Annotated in this window: 16 protein-coding genes; 11 read left to right on the top strand and 5 right to left on the bottom strand. The window is 63.6% G+C overall.

Annotated elements, in window-relative coordinates; all coding sequences use genetic code 11:
• The first annotated feature begins 203 nt into the window (after positions 1-203).
• The 3 genes from EN861_RS21305 to EN861_RS21315 all read left to right on the top strand — a co-directional run bounded on the left by EN861_RS21305 (position 204) and on the right by EN861_RS21315 (position 4,783).
• Positions 204-1,508, top strand: coding sequence for a DUF6638 family protein (locus EN861_RS21305; RefSeq protein ID WP_135865434.1), 1,305 nt, complete (start codon positions 204-206; stop codon positions 1,506-1,508).
• Between the two features lie 103 nt (positions 1,509-1,611).
• Entirely contained in the window at positions 1,612-2,736 is a 1,125-nt protein-coding gene (locus tag EN861_RS21310) for a DUF2333 family protein (RefSeq protein WP_127279963.1), read from the top strand.
• Between the two features lie 367 nt (positions 2,737-3,103).
• Positions 3,104-4,783, top strand: a complete 1,680-nt coding sequence (locus EN861_RS21315; protein ID WP_127869788.1) for a formate--tetrahydrofolate ligase — start codon at positions 3,104-3,106, stop codon at positions 4,781-4,783.
• A 66-nt stretch (positions 4,784-4,849) separates the two neighbouring features.
• Here the strand turns inward: EN861_RS21315 and EN861_RS21320 are convergent, their stop codons facing one another.
• Positions 4,850-5,494, bottom strand: a complete 645-nt coding sequence (locus EN861_RS21320; protein ID WP_127280886.1) for a cysteine hydrolase family protein — start codon at positions 5,492-5,494, stop codon at positions 4,850-4,852.
• Between the two features lie 127 nt (positions 5,495-5,621).
• On the opposite strand from EN861_RS21320, the gene EN861_RS21325 reads away from it, so the two are divergent.
• On the top strand, positions 5,622-6,617 hold the full coding sequence (locus EN861_RS21325) for a helix-turn-helix domain-containing protein (RefSeq protein WP_135865436.1): 996 nt from the start codon (positions 5,622-5,624) through the stop codon (positions 6,615-6,617).
• Between the two features lie 18 nt (positions 6,618-6,635).
• Here the strand turns inward: EN861_RS21325 and EN861_RS21330 are convergent, their stop codons facing one another.
• A complete protein-coding gene (locus EN861_RS21330) occupies positions 6,636-7,193 on the bottom strand; it encodes a sugar O-acetyltransferase (RefSeq protein WP_135865438.1) in 558 nt (185 codons plus the stop codon).
• A gap of 247 nt (positions 7,194-7,440) precedes the next feature.
• Here EN861_RS21330 and EN861_RS21335 point away from each other — a divergent pair, with 247 nt between their 5' ends.
• From EN861_RS21335 to EN861_RS21365, 7 genes are all read left to right on the top strand, one after another.
• The gene (locus tag EN861_RS21335) at positions 7,441-8,088 is read left to right on the top strand and encodes a glutathione S-transferase family protein (RefSeq protein ID WP_127281053.1); all 648 of its coding nucleotides are present in this window, start codon (positions 7,441-7,443) and stop codon (positions 8,086-8,088) included.
• Positions 8,089-8,237: 149 nt separating this feature from the next.
• Positions 8,238-8,699, top strand: a complete 462-nt coding sequence (locus tag EN861_RS21340; protein ID WP_135865441.1) for a DUF4126 domain-containing protein — start codon at positions 8,238-8,240, stop codon at positions 8,697-8,699.
• A gap of 11 nt (positions 8,700-8,710) precedes the next feature.
• Positions 8,711-10,087, top strand: a complete 1,377-nt coding sequence (locus EN861_RS21345; protein WP_135865866.1) for an FAD-containing oxidoreductase — start codon at positions 8,711-8,713, stop codon at positions 10,085-10,087.
• 114 nt (positions 10,088-10,201) lie between these two features.
• The gene (locus EN861_RS21350) at positions 10,202-11,380 is read left to right on the top strand and encodes an MFS transporter (RefSeq protein WP_135865443.1); all 1,179 of its coding nucleotides are present in this window, start codon (positions 10,202-10,204) and stop codon (positions 11,378-11,380) included.
• Between the two features lie 152 nt (positions 11,381-11,532).
• Positions 11,533-12,588 carry a succinylglutamate desuccinylase/aspartoacylase family protein gene (locus tag EN861_RS21355; RefSeq protein ID WP_127869794.1) on the top strand — a complete coding sequence of 352 codons (1,056 nt, stop codon included), beginning with the start codon at positions 11,533-11,535 and terminating at the stop codon, positions 12,586-12,588.
• A gap of 221 nt (positions 12,589-12,809) precedes the next feature.
• A complete protein-coding gene (locus EN861_RS21360) occupies positions 12,810-14,999 on the top strand; it encodes an anthranilate synthase (RefSeq protein WP_127278958.1) in 2,190 nt (729 codons plus the stop codon).
• Positions 15,000-15,004: 5 nt separating this feature from the next.
• A complete protein-coding gene (locus EN861_RS21365) occupies positions 15,005-15,952 on the top strand; it encodes a cation diffusion facilitator family transporter (RefSeq protein WP_127278957.1) in 948 nt (315 codons plus the stop codon).
• A gap of 6 nt (positions 15,953-15,958) precedes the next feature.
• On the opposite strand, the gene EN861_RS21370 is transcribed toward EN861_RS21365, so the two are convergent.
• From EN861_RS21370 to EN861_RS21380, 3 genes are all read right to left on the bottom strand, one after another.
• Positions 15,959-16,345, bottom strand: coding sequence for a type II toxin-antitoxin system VapC family toxin (locus EN861_RS21370; RefSeq protein WP_127278956.1), 387 nt, complete (start codon positions 16,343-16,345; stop codon positions 15,959-15,961).
• A complete protein-coding gene (gene vapB / locus EN861_RS21375; RefSeq protein WP_127278955.1) occupies positions 16,342-16,587 on the bottom strand; it encodes a type II toxin-antitoxin system VapB family antitoxin in 246 nt (81 codons plus the stop codon). The genes EN861_RS21370 and vapB overlap by 4 nt, the downstream gene beginning before the upstream one ends.
• Before the next feature lie 66 nt (positions 16,588-16,653).
• A complete protein-coding gene (locus tag EN861_RS21380; RefSeq protein ID WP_127278954.1) occupies positions 16,654-17,751 on the bottom strand; it encodes a hypothetical protein in 1,098 nt (365 codons plus the stop codon).
• Positions 17,752-17,816 lie beyond the last annotated feature (65 nt).

Below are 17,816 nucleotides of genomic sequence, written 5' to 3' on the forward strand. Positions count from 1 at the left end.
GCCAGCCAGCCTGTTGCCCAGGAAAGCCTCCGCCAAGCTCAACTGACCCGTCTGCTTCACCGCCATTGCGATTCCCTCCGAGCTTTCATCTCAGAGAATCACAACCAGCCAATTACGCAACAGGTCCACAAGGGGAGAAGGGAAGCCCGCGCCCCTCATCCGCCCTTCGGGCACCTTCTCCCCGTAAGCGGGGAGAAGGCATAATGCCCCACGCCAAAAAAACCGACCTCCTTCGCGACAACGAACTCATCTACGGGCGTCTGCTCCCCGTCGACGAAGCCCATCTCATCCAGCGCTACAACAAGGCGCTGGCCGCTTTCGGCCTCAAGCCCACCAAGCTGAAGAGCTTCCAGATCGACCGCACCGGCTTTTCTCCCGAAGTGGCCGAGGAGTGTGGCGACTACGACTATCTCGACCCCAATGAGGTCAACCGCCGCTTCATCATCCTGACGCCGTCGCAGATCGACCTGCCGGTGGTGCACACCGCCTTCTCCAACACCTCGCAGCTGATGTTCGAGTTCATGTCCAGGAACCAGCGCGCCATCGACGCGCTGACCATCAAGGACGTCATCTACGGCGAGATCGAGGATTCCGTTCCCAAGGTCAACGACATCGAGGATCTGCTGTCGATCAACCAGGTCGAGTTCAAGGTGCTGTCGGCGGAAGACGTGCTGGGCAAGGCCGCGGAACTCGGCAAGCTCGTCGACCGGCTGAAGCAGGAGCCCGACGCCTGGCGCGACAATGCCATGCTGACCCGCATGGTCGAACTCGCCAAGGTCTGCGGCGACATCCGCGAGAACGCGCTGGTGCCGGACCAGGTGATCTTCCGCCACAACGCCTACTGGACCAGCCATTTCGGCGGGCTCTACGTGTTCGTCGATCCCGACATGACGACGGTGATCAGCGATCCGGCCGCTCCTGGCTTCCGCCGCTCGCGGCCCTGGCAGGTGAGCTATCTCTCGATCAAGGATGCCGACAAGGTGTTCAAATTCCTGGCAGCCACCGGCCGTATCGAACTGCCGCGCGCCTCCTGGATCGAGGCCTCGGGCTACCTTGAGCATCGCGCCGAAATGGTGGTGCGCGCGCTGATCCGCGACGCCGAGCCGGACCGCAATTTGACCGATGTCGACAAGGTCTGGCTGCAGACCTGGATCCAGAGCCACGCCGACCTGATCACCAAGGACGGCAATTTTCCCTTTCTCAACGCCGCCAAGCGCGAGATCGCGCAGCTCGGCCACCTCAAGATCGAGGATGTCTTCCCCGAGCAGCGCTTCCTGGTGGTCCGCGCCAAACCGGACCACCCCGACGCCTGGCTGACCAACCGGCTGATCTCGGATTTCGTGCCGTCGGACTTCGTCTCGCGCTACATCTTCAACAAGGACGGCTTCTACAAGGACTATGACGGCTTCAGCGACGCCTGGCGATCGCATGTTGTGGACGTTCTGAAAACCACATATTTGAAGGACAAGGTGGCGTTTCGCACACGCCTCTACGGCCTGACCGACTAGAACGAAATGAACCGTCATTCCGTTCTAACTTGTTGTTTTGGTGCATGATGTTATCCAAAAAGTCAGCAACTTTTTGGCATCATGTTGAGGGGGTGACATCGCCATGCTCGATCCGATCGTGAACTTCTTCACCGGGATTTTCCAGTGGATCGGCCGCGGCATCGGTCTTTTGATCGGCGTGATCCTGTGGCCGTTCATGTGGGCCGGGCGCTGGTACGGTCAGCGCGGCTGGATCCTGAAGGCGATAGTCGGCCTGGCCCTTTTGGTGCTGATCGGTCTCTACGCCAACTTCTTCTACGCCACCCAGTGGTGGAACAATTTCAACCCGAACTACCCGGACACCTATACGTTCGAGAAGCGCAATGTTTCGGCCGGTGAGCAGGTGGCCGCCGGGACCGGCACGGACACGGCCAAGACTTGCGGCAACTCCGGCATCGCCCAAGTAGCGGCGGACCTGACGGACTTCAACGTCAACCAGAATGCCTGGATTTCTTCGATGATCCTCTACAAGCTCGGCCTGTTCGGCATCGACTGGGACAACACCCCGTGGATGGACAACAAGGCCTCTTTCCAGCGCGGCATCAACCAGGCGGTGCGGCGCACGGCGACCGAGCTTGCCGATAATCTCGGCCGCGTCCGCACGACCTCGCAGATCGACGCCGACCTGCAGGACGCGCGCGGCAATCTGCAGTTCGACGAATACACCTGGTATTTCGGCGTGAGCCCGTTCGGGCCGAAGACGCCGACACCGAGCTACTATCGCGACGCGGTGCGCAAGCTGCGTTCGTTCAATGCCCGGCTCGCCACCTGTCAGGCCACTTTCGATGCCCGCGCCGACAATCTGAAGCAGTATATCGACCGCATCGCCAGTGACATCGGCTCGACTTCCGCCATCCTCAAGGAGCGCGCCGAGAACCACAACAATGGCTGGTTCGACACCCGCGCCGACGACCGCTACTGGTTCGCCTATGGCCAGCTCTATGCCTATTACGGCCTGATGAAAGGCGCCCAGGCCGATTTCGAGGACGTCCTCAAGGAAAAGCACCTGCAGAGCCTCTGGGATACGATGGACGCGCAGTTCGTGTCGGCCCTGCGTATCCAGCCCTTCATCATCGCCAACGGTCGCGAGGACGGCTGGCTGCTGCCGACGCATCTGACGACGATGGGCTTCTACATCCTGCGGGTGCGCTCCAACATGGTCGAAATCAGCAACGTACTGACGCAGTAACGGCATTGGCGGGCAGCGACGGCCCAATGCATGTCGCCCAAAAGTGATCCCGGTTTTGGGAGAACGACATGCATCAGAGATGGCGAATTTGCGCCGTCGCGTCTGTCGCATTCCGTGCATTGTGCGGCTGTTTTGAGACGGCGGAAGCGTCCCTGCTCTGGCTTCTATACGGCGCGGCAAGCGGAGCCATAAAGAACCGGGGATAGGTCGGCCCGCCGCAGAGGAATTTTCTCTATAGGAAACATAGTTGCATGAAAGTTGACGCAACCGCAGCGACAGGGTTAGATGCCCGCGCGTCCGGTTCCAGCCTTCTTGCAAGAGACATCAACCCCGTCCCCTCCACCGTCCAATCCAGAGGAAAGCCGTCATGGCCGAAGTGAAGTCCGACATCGAGATCGCGCGTGGCGCCAAGAAAAAGCAGATCCAGGAGATCGGCCAGAAGATCGGCATCCCGACCGAGCATCTGCTGCCCTACGGCCACGACAAGGCCAAGATCTCAGCCGAATTCATCAAGTCGGTAAAGGGCAACAAGGACGGCAAGCTGATCCTCGTCACCGCCATCAACCCGACGCCTGCCGGCGAAGGCAAGACCACCACCACCGTGGGCCTCGGCGACGGCCTGAACCGCATCGGCAAGAAGGCGATCGTCTGCATTCGCGAAGCCTCGCTCGGCCCGAATTTCGGCGTCAAGGGCGGTGCCGCCGGCGGCGGCTACGCGCAGGTGGTCCCGATGGAGGACATGAACCTCCACTTCACCGGCGACTTCCACGCCATCACCACGGCGCACAACCTTCTGTCGGCGCTGATCGACAACCACATCTACTGGGGCAATGAACTCGGCATCGACACCCGCCGCGTGGTGTGGCGCCGCGTCATGGACATGAACGACCGCGCGCTGCGCGAGATCATCGCCTCGCTCGGCGGCGTCGCCAACGGTTTCCCGCGCGAAGCCGGCTTCGACATCACCGTCGCCTCCGAAGTCATGGCGATCCTGTGCCTCGCTACCGACCTGAAGGATCTGGAAAAGCGCCTCGGCGACATCATCGTCGCCTATCGCCGCGACAAGACGCCGGTTTTCGCCCGCGACCTCAAGGCCGACGGCGCCATGGCCGTGCTGCTCAAGGACGCCATGCAGCCGAACCTGGTACAGACGCTGGAGAACAACCCGGCTTTCGTCCATGGCGGCCCGTTCGCCAATATCGCGCATGGCTGCAACTCGGTCGTCGCCACCACCACGGCGCTGAAGCTCGCCGACTACGTCGTCACCGAAGCCGGCTTCGGCGCCGATCTTGGCGCCGAGAAATTCTTCGACATCAAGTGCCGCAAGGCGGGCCTGAAGCCGGCGGCAGCCGTCATCGTCGCCACCGTGCGCGCCATGAAGATGAATGGCGGCGTCAAGAAGGAAGACCTCGGCAAGGAAAACATCGAGGCGGTGAAGAAGGGCTGCGCCAATCTCGGCCGCCACATCGAGAACATCCGCCAGTTCGGCGTGCCGGCGGTGGTTGCCATCAACCACTTCTATTCTGACACCGACGCCGAGATTCAGGCGATGAAGGACTATGTCGCCTCGATGGGCGAAGAGGCTATCCTGTGCAAGCACTGGGCCAAGGGCTCTGCCGGCATCGAGGACCTCGCCAACAAGGTGGTGGCGCTGGCCGAATCCGGCGCCTCGCAGTTCGCGCCGCTCTATCCCGATGCCATGCCGTTGTTCGAGAAGATCAACACCATCGTGCAGCGAATCTATCGCGGCTCGGAGGCGATCGCCGACAAGTCGGTGCGCGACCAGTTGCACGCCTGGGAGCAGGCCGGCTACGGCAATCTGCCGGTGTGCATGGCCAAGACCCAGTACTCCTTCTCGACGGATCCAAACCTGCGCGGCGCGCCGACCGGCCACACCGTGCCGGTGCGCGAGGTCAGGCTTTCGGCCGGCGCGGGCTTCGTCGTCATCATCTGCGGCGAGGTCATGACCATGCCTGGCCTGCCAAGCAAGCCGTCGTCGGAGAAGATCTTCCTCAACGAGGCCGGCCAGATCGAAGGCCTGTTCTGATCCTCTGTCCCGACAATTGAAAAGGGCGCCGCATCGCCGCGGCGCCCTTTTTGTTTGCGGATCGTGCTACGCGGCGCTGCGCGCCAGTGCCCGCTGGTTGGACACGTAGATGGTGTCGCGTTCCGGCAGCGTGCCGGTCTTCAGGCAGTCGATCCATTCGGCGGTCTTGAGCACGGCAGCGAAACGGGACTGCAGGATGATGCTCACCACGCGATGGATTTCCTCGGCCGAGGCATAGCCGGCGCTGTTGGCGTAGGGCACCGAACCGGTTGCGTCGGACAGGAACTCGACCGCGAAGCCCATATGCACGGCGTGGATGATGGTCGACAGGTCGCAATTGTGCGTCATGTAACCGATGACCGCGATCGTATCGACGGCGTTGGCGCGCAGCCAGGCCTCGAGATCGGTGCCGGTAAAGGCGCTCGGCAAATTCTTCTCGACATAGTGGTCGCGACGACGCTTGGCGATCTCGGGATGCAGTTCGCCGCCATGGCTGCCCTTGGCGAAGATCGGCGACGTCTCGGGCGCCATCTGCTTGACGACCACCACCTTGATGCCGGCAGCGGCGGCGGCATCCATGGCGCGTGTCACGTTGACGACGCTGTCGCGGAACGGCGGATGCTGGATGGCCAGGTTACCGCCGTCATAGTCGTTCTGGACGTCGATGACGACGAGCGCCCGGCGCGGCGCGGTGTTGGCTAGGTCAGACATGGTGTTTTCCTTCCGGCTTGAATGCGACGGACCGAAAATAGGATGGTTGGCTGGCAGTCAAAAGTGGCCCGATTGACATCATTCGAAAGAATTGGGACAATCCGCATTCACACTGGAAAATCGCCGCATGACCGCTCCCATCATCGCCGTCCTCGCCTTCGACGGCATCAGCCCGTTCCATCTCTCCGTGCCTTGCCTGGTGTTTGGCGCGGACCGCACTGGCCTTGGCCTGCCGCGCTTCGACTTCCGTGTCTGCGGCATCGAGGAAGGGCTGATCCGGACCGATGCCGGGCTAAGCATCCTGGTCCCGCACGGGCTTGCCGCGCTCCAGGACGCCGATATGGTCATCATCCCGAGCTGGAAGGATCTCGATGCGCCCCTGGCCAAACCGCTCGAGGACGCGCTCGGACGCGCCCACCGGCGCGGCGCGCTGATCGTGGGCCTGTGTCTCGGCACCTTTGCCATCGCCGCCGCCGGTCTGCTTTCGGGTCGAAAAGCCACCACCCACTGGGCCTATACGGAGCAGTTGCGGGCTCTCCATCCCGACATTTCGGTCGATGCCGACGTGCTCTATGTCGATGACGGCGACATCGTCACCTCCGCCGGCGTCGCCGCCGGGCTCGACTGCTGCCTGCACATCGTGCGCGCCCGCTACGGCGCGGAGGCGGCGCTGCGGCTCGCCCGGCACGTCGTGCTTTCGCCGCACCGGCAGGGTGGACAGGCGCAGTTCATCGAGCGTCCCGTGGCAAAAAGCGCCAAGGCCGACCGCTTCACCGGGGCGCTCGACGCGGTTCGCGCGACGCTTGGCGAAACGCACAGCCTCGACAGCGTCGCCGAAGCCGCGGGCCTGACGCGGCGCACCTTCACCCGGCGCTTCCAGAAATCGATCGGCACCAGTTTTGGCGACTGGCGGACCAGCCAACGGATCGAACTGGCGCAGCGCTTGCTGGAAGCGACGGAGAAATCGATGGACATCGTCGCCTTCGAGGCCGGCTTCGGCAGCGCCACCTCGCTGCGCCAGCACTTTTCGGCGCGGCTCCGGACCTCACCGGCGCAGTACCGGCGTGAATTTTCCAGGCGGAGCGAGCGGGACGAGCGCACGGCGGGCGCCCTGTCGCATTGATTGCCGACGAAAGCACCTTCAACCGCGCTTGATCACCCGCGCCGGATTGCCGACCACCGTCGTATTCGCCGCCACGTCGCGCGTCACCACCGCCCCGGCGCCCACTATGGCGCCTTCGCCGATGCTGACGCCGCCAAGGATGACCGCGCTGCCGCCGATCCAGGCATTGTCGCCGATCGTGACCGGCCTGGCGATCTCCAGTCCCGCCTGCCGGCCTGCCGGCTCCTTATGGTGCTCGGCACAATAGATCTGCACATTCGGGCCAAGCAGCGTCCCTTTGCCGATGCGCACCGAAGCGGTATCGAGGATGGTACAGCCGGCATTGAGGAAGGCGCCGTCGCCGAGAAAGATGTTGAAGCCGTAGGCGCAATGGAAAGGCGCCTCGATGCGGGCACCCTCGCCCACGCCGCCCAGCAGTGTCCGTAGGGCTGGCCCGAGGTTCCCGCGGCGACGGGGCGGGAGCGTATTGTGTTCGAACACGGCATCCGCGGCCACGGCGCGCAATGCGCCAAGATCGTCATCCAGGCACCTGTACCATTCGCCGGCCGCCATTCTCGCACGTTCGCTCTGAACCATGGCAGTGCCTCCGTTTGACATCATTGCGAACAGCGCCGAGGCAAGGACCAGGACATGAACCCATAAGCCAGGATACGCGGCCTTACGGAATTGGTCACCGTGCTATCACGACCTTGATTGGAAGCGGCCATTCGCGACCTGCTCCAGCAAATGAAAATAGTTCAAGACCGCTGTCGATTTCCGGCAGGCTCATTCGTCTTCACGATAAGTGGCCGAAGAAATTCGCCCAGGCAAGGAAACGACAGCGATGACAATCACGATCACGGCTTTTGAACGATCGCCCGATGGCGGCAAGGGACTGGCGCGCGATACCCGCGTTCGCTGGGCGCTGGAAGAAGTGGGGCAGCCCTATGAGGTTCGTTTTGTTTCGTTCGCGGGGATGAAGGCGCCTGAGCACCTGGCCATCCATCCCTTCGGCCAGATTCCCACCTATGAGGACGGTTCTCTCTCGCTGTTCGAGACCGGCTCTATCGTCTTTCATCTTGCCGAGCAGCATGCGGGCCTGCTGCCGAAGGATCGCAAGGAGCGCGCCCGTGCGATCACGTGGATGTTTGCCGCATTGAACACCATCGAGCCGCCGGTCCTCGAATTGACCACGGCAAGGATTTTCGAAGCTGACAAGCCCTGGAGCGAGGAGCGCTTGCCGCTGGTAAAGGACCGTGTTCGCGCCCGGCTGGACAGGCTCTCGGCTCATCTGGGCGTCGCCGACTGGCTCGATGATGCGTTCAGCGCCGGCGATCTATTGATGGTGTCGGTGCTGCTGCGACTGAGAATGTCAGGCATTCTGGATGAATACCAAAACCTGGCTGCTTATGTGGCGCGCGGGGAAGCGCGGCCAGCTTATCTCAGGGCTTTCGCCGCGCAATTTGCGGTCAACGCTCCATCAGCCAACTGAAACATTGGCTCATGGAGCCGAGCATGTTCGCTCGGCGCTTCCAGCTCGACCACGTTTGCGCGCTCATGAGTCTGCGGCCTAGCCAAATATCCGGCCTATGGTAGCCTGCCCTCAGGGCCGTTCCGGCCCGGGATCGAGGGGGATCGACCATGCTCTACATTCTTGCACTCCTGATCGGCGTCATTGCCGGCCTGCGCGCCATGACGGCACCTGCCGCCGTCGCCTGGGGCGCCTATCTCGGCTGGCTGCCGGTTGCCGGCACCTGGGCGAGCTTCATGAGCCATTGGGCGGCTGTCGTCATCTTCACCATCCTGGCCATCGTCGAACTGGTCACCGACCAGTTGCCGTCGACGCCAAGCCGCAAGGTGCCGCAGCAGTTCGGCGCCCGCATCCTGCTCGGCGCCTTCTCTGGCGCGGTGATCGGCGCGGCCGGCGGCGCCACCATCGTGTGCCTGATCGCTGGCGTCATCGGCGCGGTCATCGGCACGCTGGGTGGCGCCGAAGCGCGCGGCCGGCTGGCGGCCGCTTTCGGCAAGGACCCGCCCGCCGCCTTCATCGAGGATGCGGTGGCGATCATCGGCGGCCTGCTTATCGTGGCGGCGGTGGCATGACGGCCCAGACCTTGAACACAAAGACCTTCGACGCCATCATCGTCGGCGCCGGACAGGCAGGGTCGCCATTGGCGGGCCGCCTGACGGCCGCCGGCATGACGGTGGCGCTGATCGAGCGCAAGCTGGTCGGCGGCACCTGCGTCAACACCGGTTGCATGCCGACCAAGACCATGGTGGCAAGCGCCTATGCCGCGCATCTCGCTCGCCGCGCCGCCGACTATGGCGTGACGCTCGGCGGTCCTGTCGGCGTCGACTATCAAAAGATCAAGGCGCGCAAGGACAAGGTCACCAACGACGCCCGTGGCAATTTGGAGACATGGATCGCCGGCATGAAGGGCTGCACGCTCTATCGCGGCCATGCCCGCTTCGAATCGGCCAACACGGTGCGTGTCGGCGACGACCTTTTGACCGCCGAAAAGATCTTCCTCAATACGGGTGGCCGCGCCTCGGTGCCGGACCTGCCCGGCATCCACGACATCGACTATCTGACCAACTCCTCGATGATGGATCTCGACGTTTTGCCGCGCCACCTGATCGTCGTCGGCGGCAGCTATATCTCGCTCGAATTCGCGCAGATGTTCCGCCGCTTCGGCTCGGAAGTCACCGTCATCGAAAAGAGCCCGCGCCTGACCGGCCGCGAGGACGAGGACGTCTCGGCCGCCATCCTGTCGATCCTCGAAAACGAAGGCATTGCGGTACACGTCGGCGCAGACGATATCGGCTTCGCCAGACAGGGCGAGGACATTGCCGTGACCTTCTCGGCCGGCCAGCCGCCGGCGATAGGGTCGCATGTGCTGCTGGCGCTGGGACGCACTCCCAACACCGATGATCTCGGCCTCGACAGGGCCGGAGTCGAGGTCGACAAGCGCGGCTTCGTCACCGTTGACGACCAGTTGCGCACCAGCGTGCCCGGCATCTGGGCGATGGGCGACTGCAACGGCAGGGGCGCCTTCACCCACACCTCCTACAACGACTACGAGATCGTCGCCGCCAATCTGCTCGACCATGATCCACGGAGGATCAGCGACCGGATCGAGGCCTATGCGCTCTACATCGATCCGCCGCTCGGCCGCTGCGGCATGACCGAGACGGCGGTGAGGAAATCCGGACGCCGCGCGCTTGTTGGCCAGCGGCCGATGACCCGCGTCGGCCGCGCCGTCGAGAAGGGCGAGACGCAAGGCTTCATGAAGATCCTGGTCGACGCCGACACCAGGGAGATCCTCGGCTGCTCGGTGCTCGGCCCGGGCGGCGACGAGGCGGTGCATTGCGTGCTCGACCTGATGTACGCCAAGGCGCCGGTCGACACGCTGGCGCGCGCGATGCACATCCACCCGAATGTCTCGGAACTGCTGCCCACCATCGCCCAGGAACTGAAGCCGCTGGCCTGAGCCACTCTCGTCAAGCTCCCGACTTTCTGCATTGCTGCATTGCGGCAATAGACATTGTGCCCGGCGGGGATCCTCGCGCAGTCTGAAATTGAACCGATTCAGTCTGGACCTCCCATGCCCTTGCCGATCCTTGCGCTTGCCATTGCGTCCTTCTGCATCGGCACCACCGAATTCGTCATCATGGGCCTGCTGCCGGAGGTCGCCGCCGATCTCGGCGTGACGATCCCGGCCGCCGGACTGCTGGTCACGGGCTATGCGCTGGGCGTCGTCTTCGGCGCGCCCGTTGTGGCCATGGCCACCGCGCATCTGCCGCGCAAGCCCGTGCTGGTGGGGCTCGCCGCTTTGTTCGTCGTCGGCAACCTCTTCTGCGCCATCGCGCCCAATTACTGGCTGCTGATGGCGGCGCGCGTCTTCACCGCTTTCGGCCACGGCGCCTTCTTCGGCATCGGCTCGGTCGTCGCCGCAAGCCTGGTGCCGCGCAACAAGCGCGCCAGCGCCATCGCGCTGATGTTCGCCGGCCTGACGCTCGCCAACATCCTCGGCGTTCCGGCCGGCACCGCGCTCGGCGAAGCCTTTGGCTGGCGGGCCACGTTCCTGGCCGTGGTCGGCATCGGCCTGATCTCGGTCGCGGCCATCGCCTGGCTGGTGCCGTCGGACGTCACGGAACCGAGCGGCGGCGGTCTGCGTGCCGAAGTCCGCGTGCTTGGCAAGCTGCAGGTGTGGCTGGCGATGCTGATCGCGGCACTGACCTCGGCCAGCCTGTTCGCCGTCTTCACCTATATCAAACCCTATCTCACCGACGTGTCGGGCCTGTCGACAGCGGCGGTCACCTGGGTGCTTCTGCTGTTCGGCGCCGGCATGACCATCGGCAACATCATCGGCGGCAGGCTGGCCGACTGGAAACTGATGCCGACGGTGATCGGCACACTGCTGCTGATGGCCCTGCTGTTCCTCGGCTTCATCCAGTTCGGCGCCATCGCCAGCGTCGCCATCGGCATCGTCTTCCTGTGGGGCGTGCTCATCTTCGTCGTCGTGCCGCCGCTGCAGATCCGTGTCGTCGAGGCGGCGTCGGAAGGACCGAACCTTGCCGCCACGCTGAACCAGGGCGCCTTCAATGTCGGCAATGCCGGCGGCGCCTGGATCGGCGGCGTGGCGCTGTCGGCGGGCGTTTCCTATGCCGATTTGCCGCTGGTCGGCGCGGTGCTCGCCCTGCTGGCGGTTGGCGTGGCGGTGCTATCGCAGGCGCTGGACAGGCGCGCGCCGGTCGCCGCCCTCCAGCCTGCCGCCGAATAACTGCCTGTCCTCCCAAAAGTGCGCAGCGGTTTTGGGTCAACGACATGCGGCAAGGCAAAAGACTACTCTTGCGCCCATAGCGCGGCGGGCTGGACCAATCGACATCGGCACCTTCAAATGGGCATGTCTTCTCGCTCTTGATGGAGAACGTCATGCAGAAATCGATCGAACGCATCGCCGGTGACAGCGACGGGGTTTCCTACGAATTCCCCGTGTTCCGCTTCGACGGCGCCGACAAGGCGGCCCCGTCGACCTACCTGCAGGCCGCACTCCATGCCGGCGAATTGCCGGGCGTCGTCGCCATCGATGCGTTGATACCGATGTTGAGCAAGGCCGAGGCCGAAGGTCGTATCAAGGGCAACATCACCATCGTGCCCTGGGCCAACCCGATCGGCCGCGCGCAATATCATTTCGGCGAGCACCAGGGCCGCTTTCATCTGGGCACCCGCACCAACTTCAACCGCGGCTTTCCGCTGCTGGCCGCGCCCGACGCCAGGCTCTTGCCAGACGCCACCTTTGGCGGCGCCGACCAGCGGCTGAAGTCGCGCCTAGTGCAGCTTTCGCTCGGCCACGACATCGTGCTCGACCTGCACTGCGACGACGAGGGCCTTGCCTATCTCTATGTCCACTCCAGCCTCTGGCCAGCCATGGCCGATTGCGCCGCCGCCATGGGCGTCGATGCCGTCGTGCTGTGGAGCGAGGACACCGACGGCACTTTCGAGGGCGCCTCGATCATGCCCTACCAGAACGCATCAGCCGATGTGGCGAAGCTTGACAGGCGCGTCGCCACCACCGTCGAATATCGGGGCATCCTCGATGTCGATGGCGCGCTCGCCTCGGCCGACGCGGCAGGCCTCTACCGGCTGCTGGCGATGCGCGGCGTGATATCCGACACCACCCTCCCCGCACCCGGCCCGTTCACGGGTGTCGCGGCGCCGCTGGAAAACATCGACATGATGCCCGCACCCCGTGCCGGTGCCGTCCTCTATGACGTGAAGCCCGGCGACCGCGTCGCCAAGGGCGCGCGCCTCGCCACCATCGTCCACGCACCGGGCGAAGCCGATGGCCGCACCGAAGTGTTCGCGCCGCAGGACGGCATCATCCTGACGCGGCGCTCGCGCCGCATCATCCGCGCCGGCGAGGACCTGTTGAAACTGGTCGGCGACAGGAAGAGCGGCGACGCCAGGTCGGGCACGCTGGAAGACTGAGCCTCCGTCGAATCCAGTTGCGCCGCCGCCCAATCGCCGCTAAGGGAATCGCCATGAACATGCGTTCGACCAAGACCATTTGGTGGTGGGCCTGCTGACAGCGGCCTGTTTTAACGCGTGCGCGTGAAAAGAGAGGTGGCCGCAACGGAATGTCCGGGCGGCCATTTGTTTTTTTCAAGCCATTCCCGGGTCCGTTGCCCAAGTAGCTGATGGAGACGGCAATGACGTTGAAGGTTCTGGAAAACGGCGCTGAAAGCTTCGTGACGGCGGGTGGCATCACCATCACCCGCGTGCGCCACGACCGGCCCTATGAAGGGGCGATCGACACTTATGTCGATGGGCTGAATTCCCGTCGGGGCGCGGTGTTTTCCTCCAATTACGAATATCCCGGCCGCTATACGCGCTGGGATACGGCCATCATCGATCCGCCGCTGGTCATCTCCGCGCGCGGCCGTGCCATGCGCATCGAGGCGTTGAACGGCCGTGGCGAGGCACTGTTGCCGGTCATCGGCAGGACGCTCGGCGGTCTCTCCGAGGTCACGATCGCCGAGACTTCGAAAAAGCTGATCCGCCTCGACGTCGCCAAGCCCGGCCGTGTCTTCACCGAAGAGGAACGCAGCCGCGTTCCCTCGGTCTTCACCGTGCTGCGCGCCATCACCGCTCTGTTCAAGACGGCCGAAGATGCCAATCTCGGCCTCTACGGCGCCTTCGGCTACGACCTCGCCTTCCAGTTCGACCCGGTCGACCACACGCTGGTTCGCAAGGAAAGCCAGCGCGACCTGGTGCTGTTCCTGCCCGACGAGATCCTGGTCGTCGACCACTATTCGGCCAAGGCCTGGACCGACCGCTACGACTATGCGGGCGAGGGTTTTTCGACCGAAGGCCTGCCGCGCGACCAGATCGCCGAGCCGTTCAAGACCGCCGATCGCATCCCGCCGCGCGGCGATCATGAGCCCGGCGAATACGCCAATCTGGTGCGCCGGGCGATGGACTCTTTCAAGCGCGGCGACCTGTTCGAGGTCGTCCCCGGCCAGATGTTCTACGAGCGCTGCGAGACGCAGCCATCCGAGATTTCGCGCAAGCTGAAGTCCATCAACCCGTCGCCCTATTCCTTCTTCATCAATCTGGGCGAGAACGAATACCTGATCGGCGCGTCGCCTGAGATGTTCGTGCGCGTCAACGGCCGCCGCGTCGAGACCTGCCCGATCTCCGGCACCATCAAGCGCGGCGACGACGCCATTTCGGACTCCGAGCAGATCATCAAGCTGCTCAACTCCAAGAAGGACGAATCCGAGCTCACCATGTGCTCGGACGTCGACCGCAACGACAAGTCGCGGGTCTGCGATCCAGGCTCGGTGCGCGTCATCGGCCGCCGCCAGATCGAGATGTATTCGCGCCTGATCCATACGGTCGATCATATCGAGGGGCGGCTGCGCGAGGGCATGGACGCTTTCGATGCGTTTCTCTCGCACGCCTGGGCGGTCACCGTCACCGGCGCGCCGAAACTGTGGGCCATGCGCTTCATCGAGCAGAACGAGAAGAGCCCGCGCGCCTGGTATGGCGGCGCCATCGGCATGGTCAACTTCAACGGCGACATGAACACCGGCCTGACCTTGCGCACCATCCGCATCAAGGACGGCATCGCCGAGGTGCGCGCGGGCGCTACATTGCTCTTCGACAGCATTCCCGAGGAAGAAGAAGCCGAAACCGAACTGAAAGCATCCGCCATGCTCTCCGCCATCCGTGACGCCAAGACGGGCAATTCGACCAGCACCGAGCGCGCATCCGCGCGCGTCGGCGACGGTGTCAACATCCTTTTGGTCGACCACGAGGACTCCTTCGTCCACACGCTGGCCAACTACTTCCGCCAGACCGGCGCCAATGTCTCGACCGTGCGCACGCCGGTGCCGGAGGAAGTCTTCGACCGGCTGAAGCCCGATCTCGTCGTGCTGTCGCCCGGACCCGGTACGCCCAAGGATTTCGACTGCGCGGCGACCATCAGACGAGCGCGCGCCCGCGACCTGCCGATCTTCGGCGTCTGCCTTGGCCTGCAGGCGCTGGCCGAGGCCTATGGTGGCGAACTCAGGCAGTTGCACATTCCCATGCACGGCAAGCCGTCGCGCATCCGCGTCTCGAAGCCGGGTATCATCTTCTCAGGCCTGCCGAAGGAAGTCACCGTCGGCCGTTACCACTCGATCTTCGCCGATCCGGTGCGCCTGCCGGATGATTTCATGGTGACAGCCGAGACCGAGGACGGCGTCATCATGGCCTTCGAGCACCGCAAGGAGCCGATCGCAGCGGTGCAGTTCCATCCGGAATCGATCATGACGCTCGGCCACAATGCCGGCATGCGCATCATCGAGAACATCGTTGCGCATTTGCCGCGCAAGGCCAAGGAAAAGGCAGCCTGACGGTAATGGCCGAAGCCGAGAACACCATGGCGATCACGGCGAGGGCCGCCGCGAAGCGCAAGGTCGCCACCCTTGCCTTCTGGTCGATCGTGATCGCCTTTGTCGTGCTCGCGCTGAAAGCCGCCGCCTGGTACATAACCGGATCCGTGGCGCTCTATTCGGACGCGCTGGAATCGATCGTCAACGTCATCGCCTCGGTCGCCGCCTTCTGGGCGATCCAGGTCAGCTACAAGCCGGCCGACCAGGATCACCCCTTCGGCCACCACAAGGCCGAGTATTTCTCGGCCGTGCTCGAAGGCGTACTGATCGTGCTCGCGGCGCTTTTGATCCTGAACGAAGTCTGGCGCTCCTGGCAGGCGCCGGCTCCGCTCGAACAGCCTTGGAAAGGCCTTGCCGTCAACGGCGTCGCCACCGTCATCAATGCCTTCTGGGCCTGGGCGCTGATCCGCGTGGGCCGAGCCGAAAAGTCACCGGCGCTGGTCGCCGACGGCAATCACATCATGACCGATGTGGTAACCTCGATCGGCGTCTTCGGCGGCTTGGTCGGAGCAATCCTGACTGGCTGGCAAATCCTCGACCCGGCACTGGCCGTCATCGTCGCGCTCAACATCCTGTGGCAGGGCTGGCATGTCATCGGCTCGTCGATGAACGGCCTGATGGACCGGGCCGTCGGCACGGCGGAGCACATGCGCATCCGCGACATCATCTCGGCCAATTGCAAAGGCGCGATGGAGGTGCACGACCTCAAGACCCGCATCGCCGGCCGCGCCACCTTCATCGAATTCCATCTGGTCGTCGACGCCGACATGTCGGTCGGTGCCAGCCACGTCATCTGCGATCGCATCGAGGACGCGCTGAAGGCCGAACTCCCTTCGGTGCGGGTGACCATCCATGTCGAGCCGGATGATGAGGCAAAACTGCCCAAGGGTACGACGGCGGTGCCGTTCGCCTGAGGCGGTTCACCAAGTCTCGATTGAGAGGCCGTTGATGCGCTCGAATTCCCGGACGTTGCGGGTGATCAGAATGAGGCTTCTAGCGCGCGCCTGCCCGCCAATGAGCGCATCATAGGGGCCAATTGGCGTCCCCAACGCTGCAAGCGTTGCCCGAATCTCTCCGGCATGCCTCGCGTCCTCTCGATCGAATTCAAGCACCGGGAATTGCAAAGCTTCGATGCGCGCCAGATTTTCAGCTCTTCTCTGGCTCCTTTCGGCACCATAGTACAGTTCATGTGCCACGATCGCCGAAAGCGCAAAATCCTGCGGCGTGTGCTGTTTCAGAAGCGCGAGTAGACTCGCGTCACCTTTGATGACGGCAATAACGGCGTTGGTATCAAGCAGATAGATCACTTGAAGATGTCGTCCAAGGCAGGTCTATCCTGCCCCTCCTGCCGTTCCAGCGCCGCTTCGACAAAATCCTCGTCGACTGGTCCGATCACCTGGTCAAGCCACGCCCAATCCTGCACGAGTGGCTCAAGTATGACAGTATGCCCATGGCGACGGATCGAAACCTCGTCCGTTTCGAAACGAAACTCTTTGGGCAGACGCACAGCTTGTGACCGGCCCGACCAGAACACCTTTGCCTTGTCCATCATGCCATCCTCAAATGAGATATAGCAAAGATATATCCCTTCGCGGCATTGTAGACAAGCCCGTGCTCACGGCGCACAAGCCGATTGTGGCATCGCCTGCAGCCGATAGACCTTGTCATCCGACTTCGTCTTGCCGTCGGCGGCTTTCGAGCACAGGTCGACGATTGCAATGCTGCTGTTGGGATTGGCCAGCATGATGGTTCCGTTGGCGCCGCGCTTGAGGAAGATTTCCTTTTGCGCGATGTCGCAGGAGAAATCGCTCATCTTGGCGCTCGCCGCGCAGCGCCACTGGTCGGCCTCGCCCTGGCAGGAATAGGTCTGCGTGACCTTGGCCCCCTTCTGCCGCGTGGTGACCGAGATGGCGATGTCGGCGCCGTCGGGCCAGTTCGCGATATCGCCGCCGGAAGCGAAGGATGCCAGTTCAACCGGTCCGCGGAACACCCGGATCGACTGCGTCAACTGGTCGGGATGCGAACTCATATGCGCGGCGTCATAGTCGTGCCCGTAGCAGAAGGCCTGATCGGGTTTGAACCGCTCGCGCAGTGGCGGCCCAAGCGCCGGGTCGATCGGATCGATGCGTGCGAACTCGGCCTTGCAGGTCGCCGCCGGCATCGGGTCGAGGCGAAAATTGTCGTCCTCCGAACCGAGCGCCTGCCTGACATATTCCGCCTTGCCGAGCTGCTCCTCCGAATCCGGATCGAGGTAGATATCGGAAGACAGGTCCGACAGGATCAGCCGGCCCTTGTCGTCGACCTTCAGCGACGCCAGCGTACGGTCGCAATCCATGCCGCAGCGGATCGGGCCCGATTTGTCGTCCTCGGACTCGTGATTGCACCAGCCGCCGGCCCATTCCGGCGCCTTGGCGCCACGCACCGTGGTGGTGAGGAAACCATTGTAGGACGTATCGGAATTCGCGCTCGGTTCCTCATTCGGACGGCTGACCGGATCATGGCCGTAGTAGAAGAAGATCCGCGCCACTTTCTGCTTCGGATGCGCCTTGAGGTGCGCCGCGTCATAGACCCGGCCGAAACAGGCGTCCGCCCCGTTGGGGCTGAGTTCGGTGAGCTTGAGCGTATCATCGGCAAAAGCAGAACCCACAAGTCCGCCAAGCAGTGCGGCGCCAAGTCCGGCGCCGGCGAACGTCTTCCATTCCCAGAACGCCATGTGCCCCCCTCCTCCGCCTCGACAGGACGTAAGGTCAATTTATGCTAGTATTGCGGCAGCGGCCA

The organism is Mesorhizobium sp. M8A.F.Ca.ET.218.01.1.1 (assembly GCF_004791165.1).
In the GTDB taxonomy this organism is placed as follows: Bacteria; Pseudomonadota; Alphaproteobacteria; order Rhizobiales; family Rhizobiaceae; genus Mesorhizobium.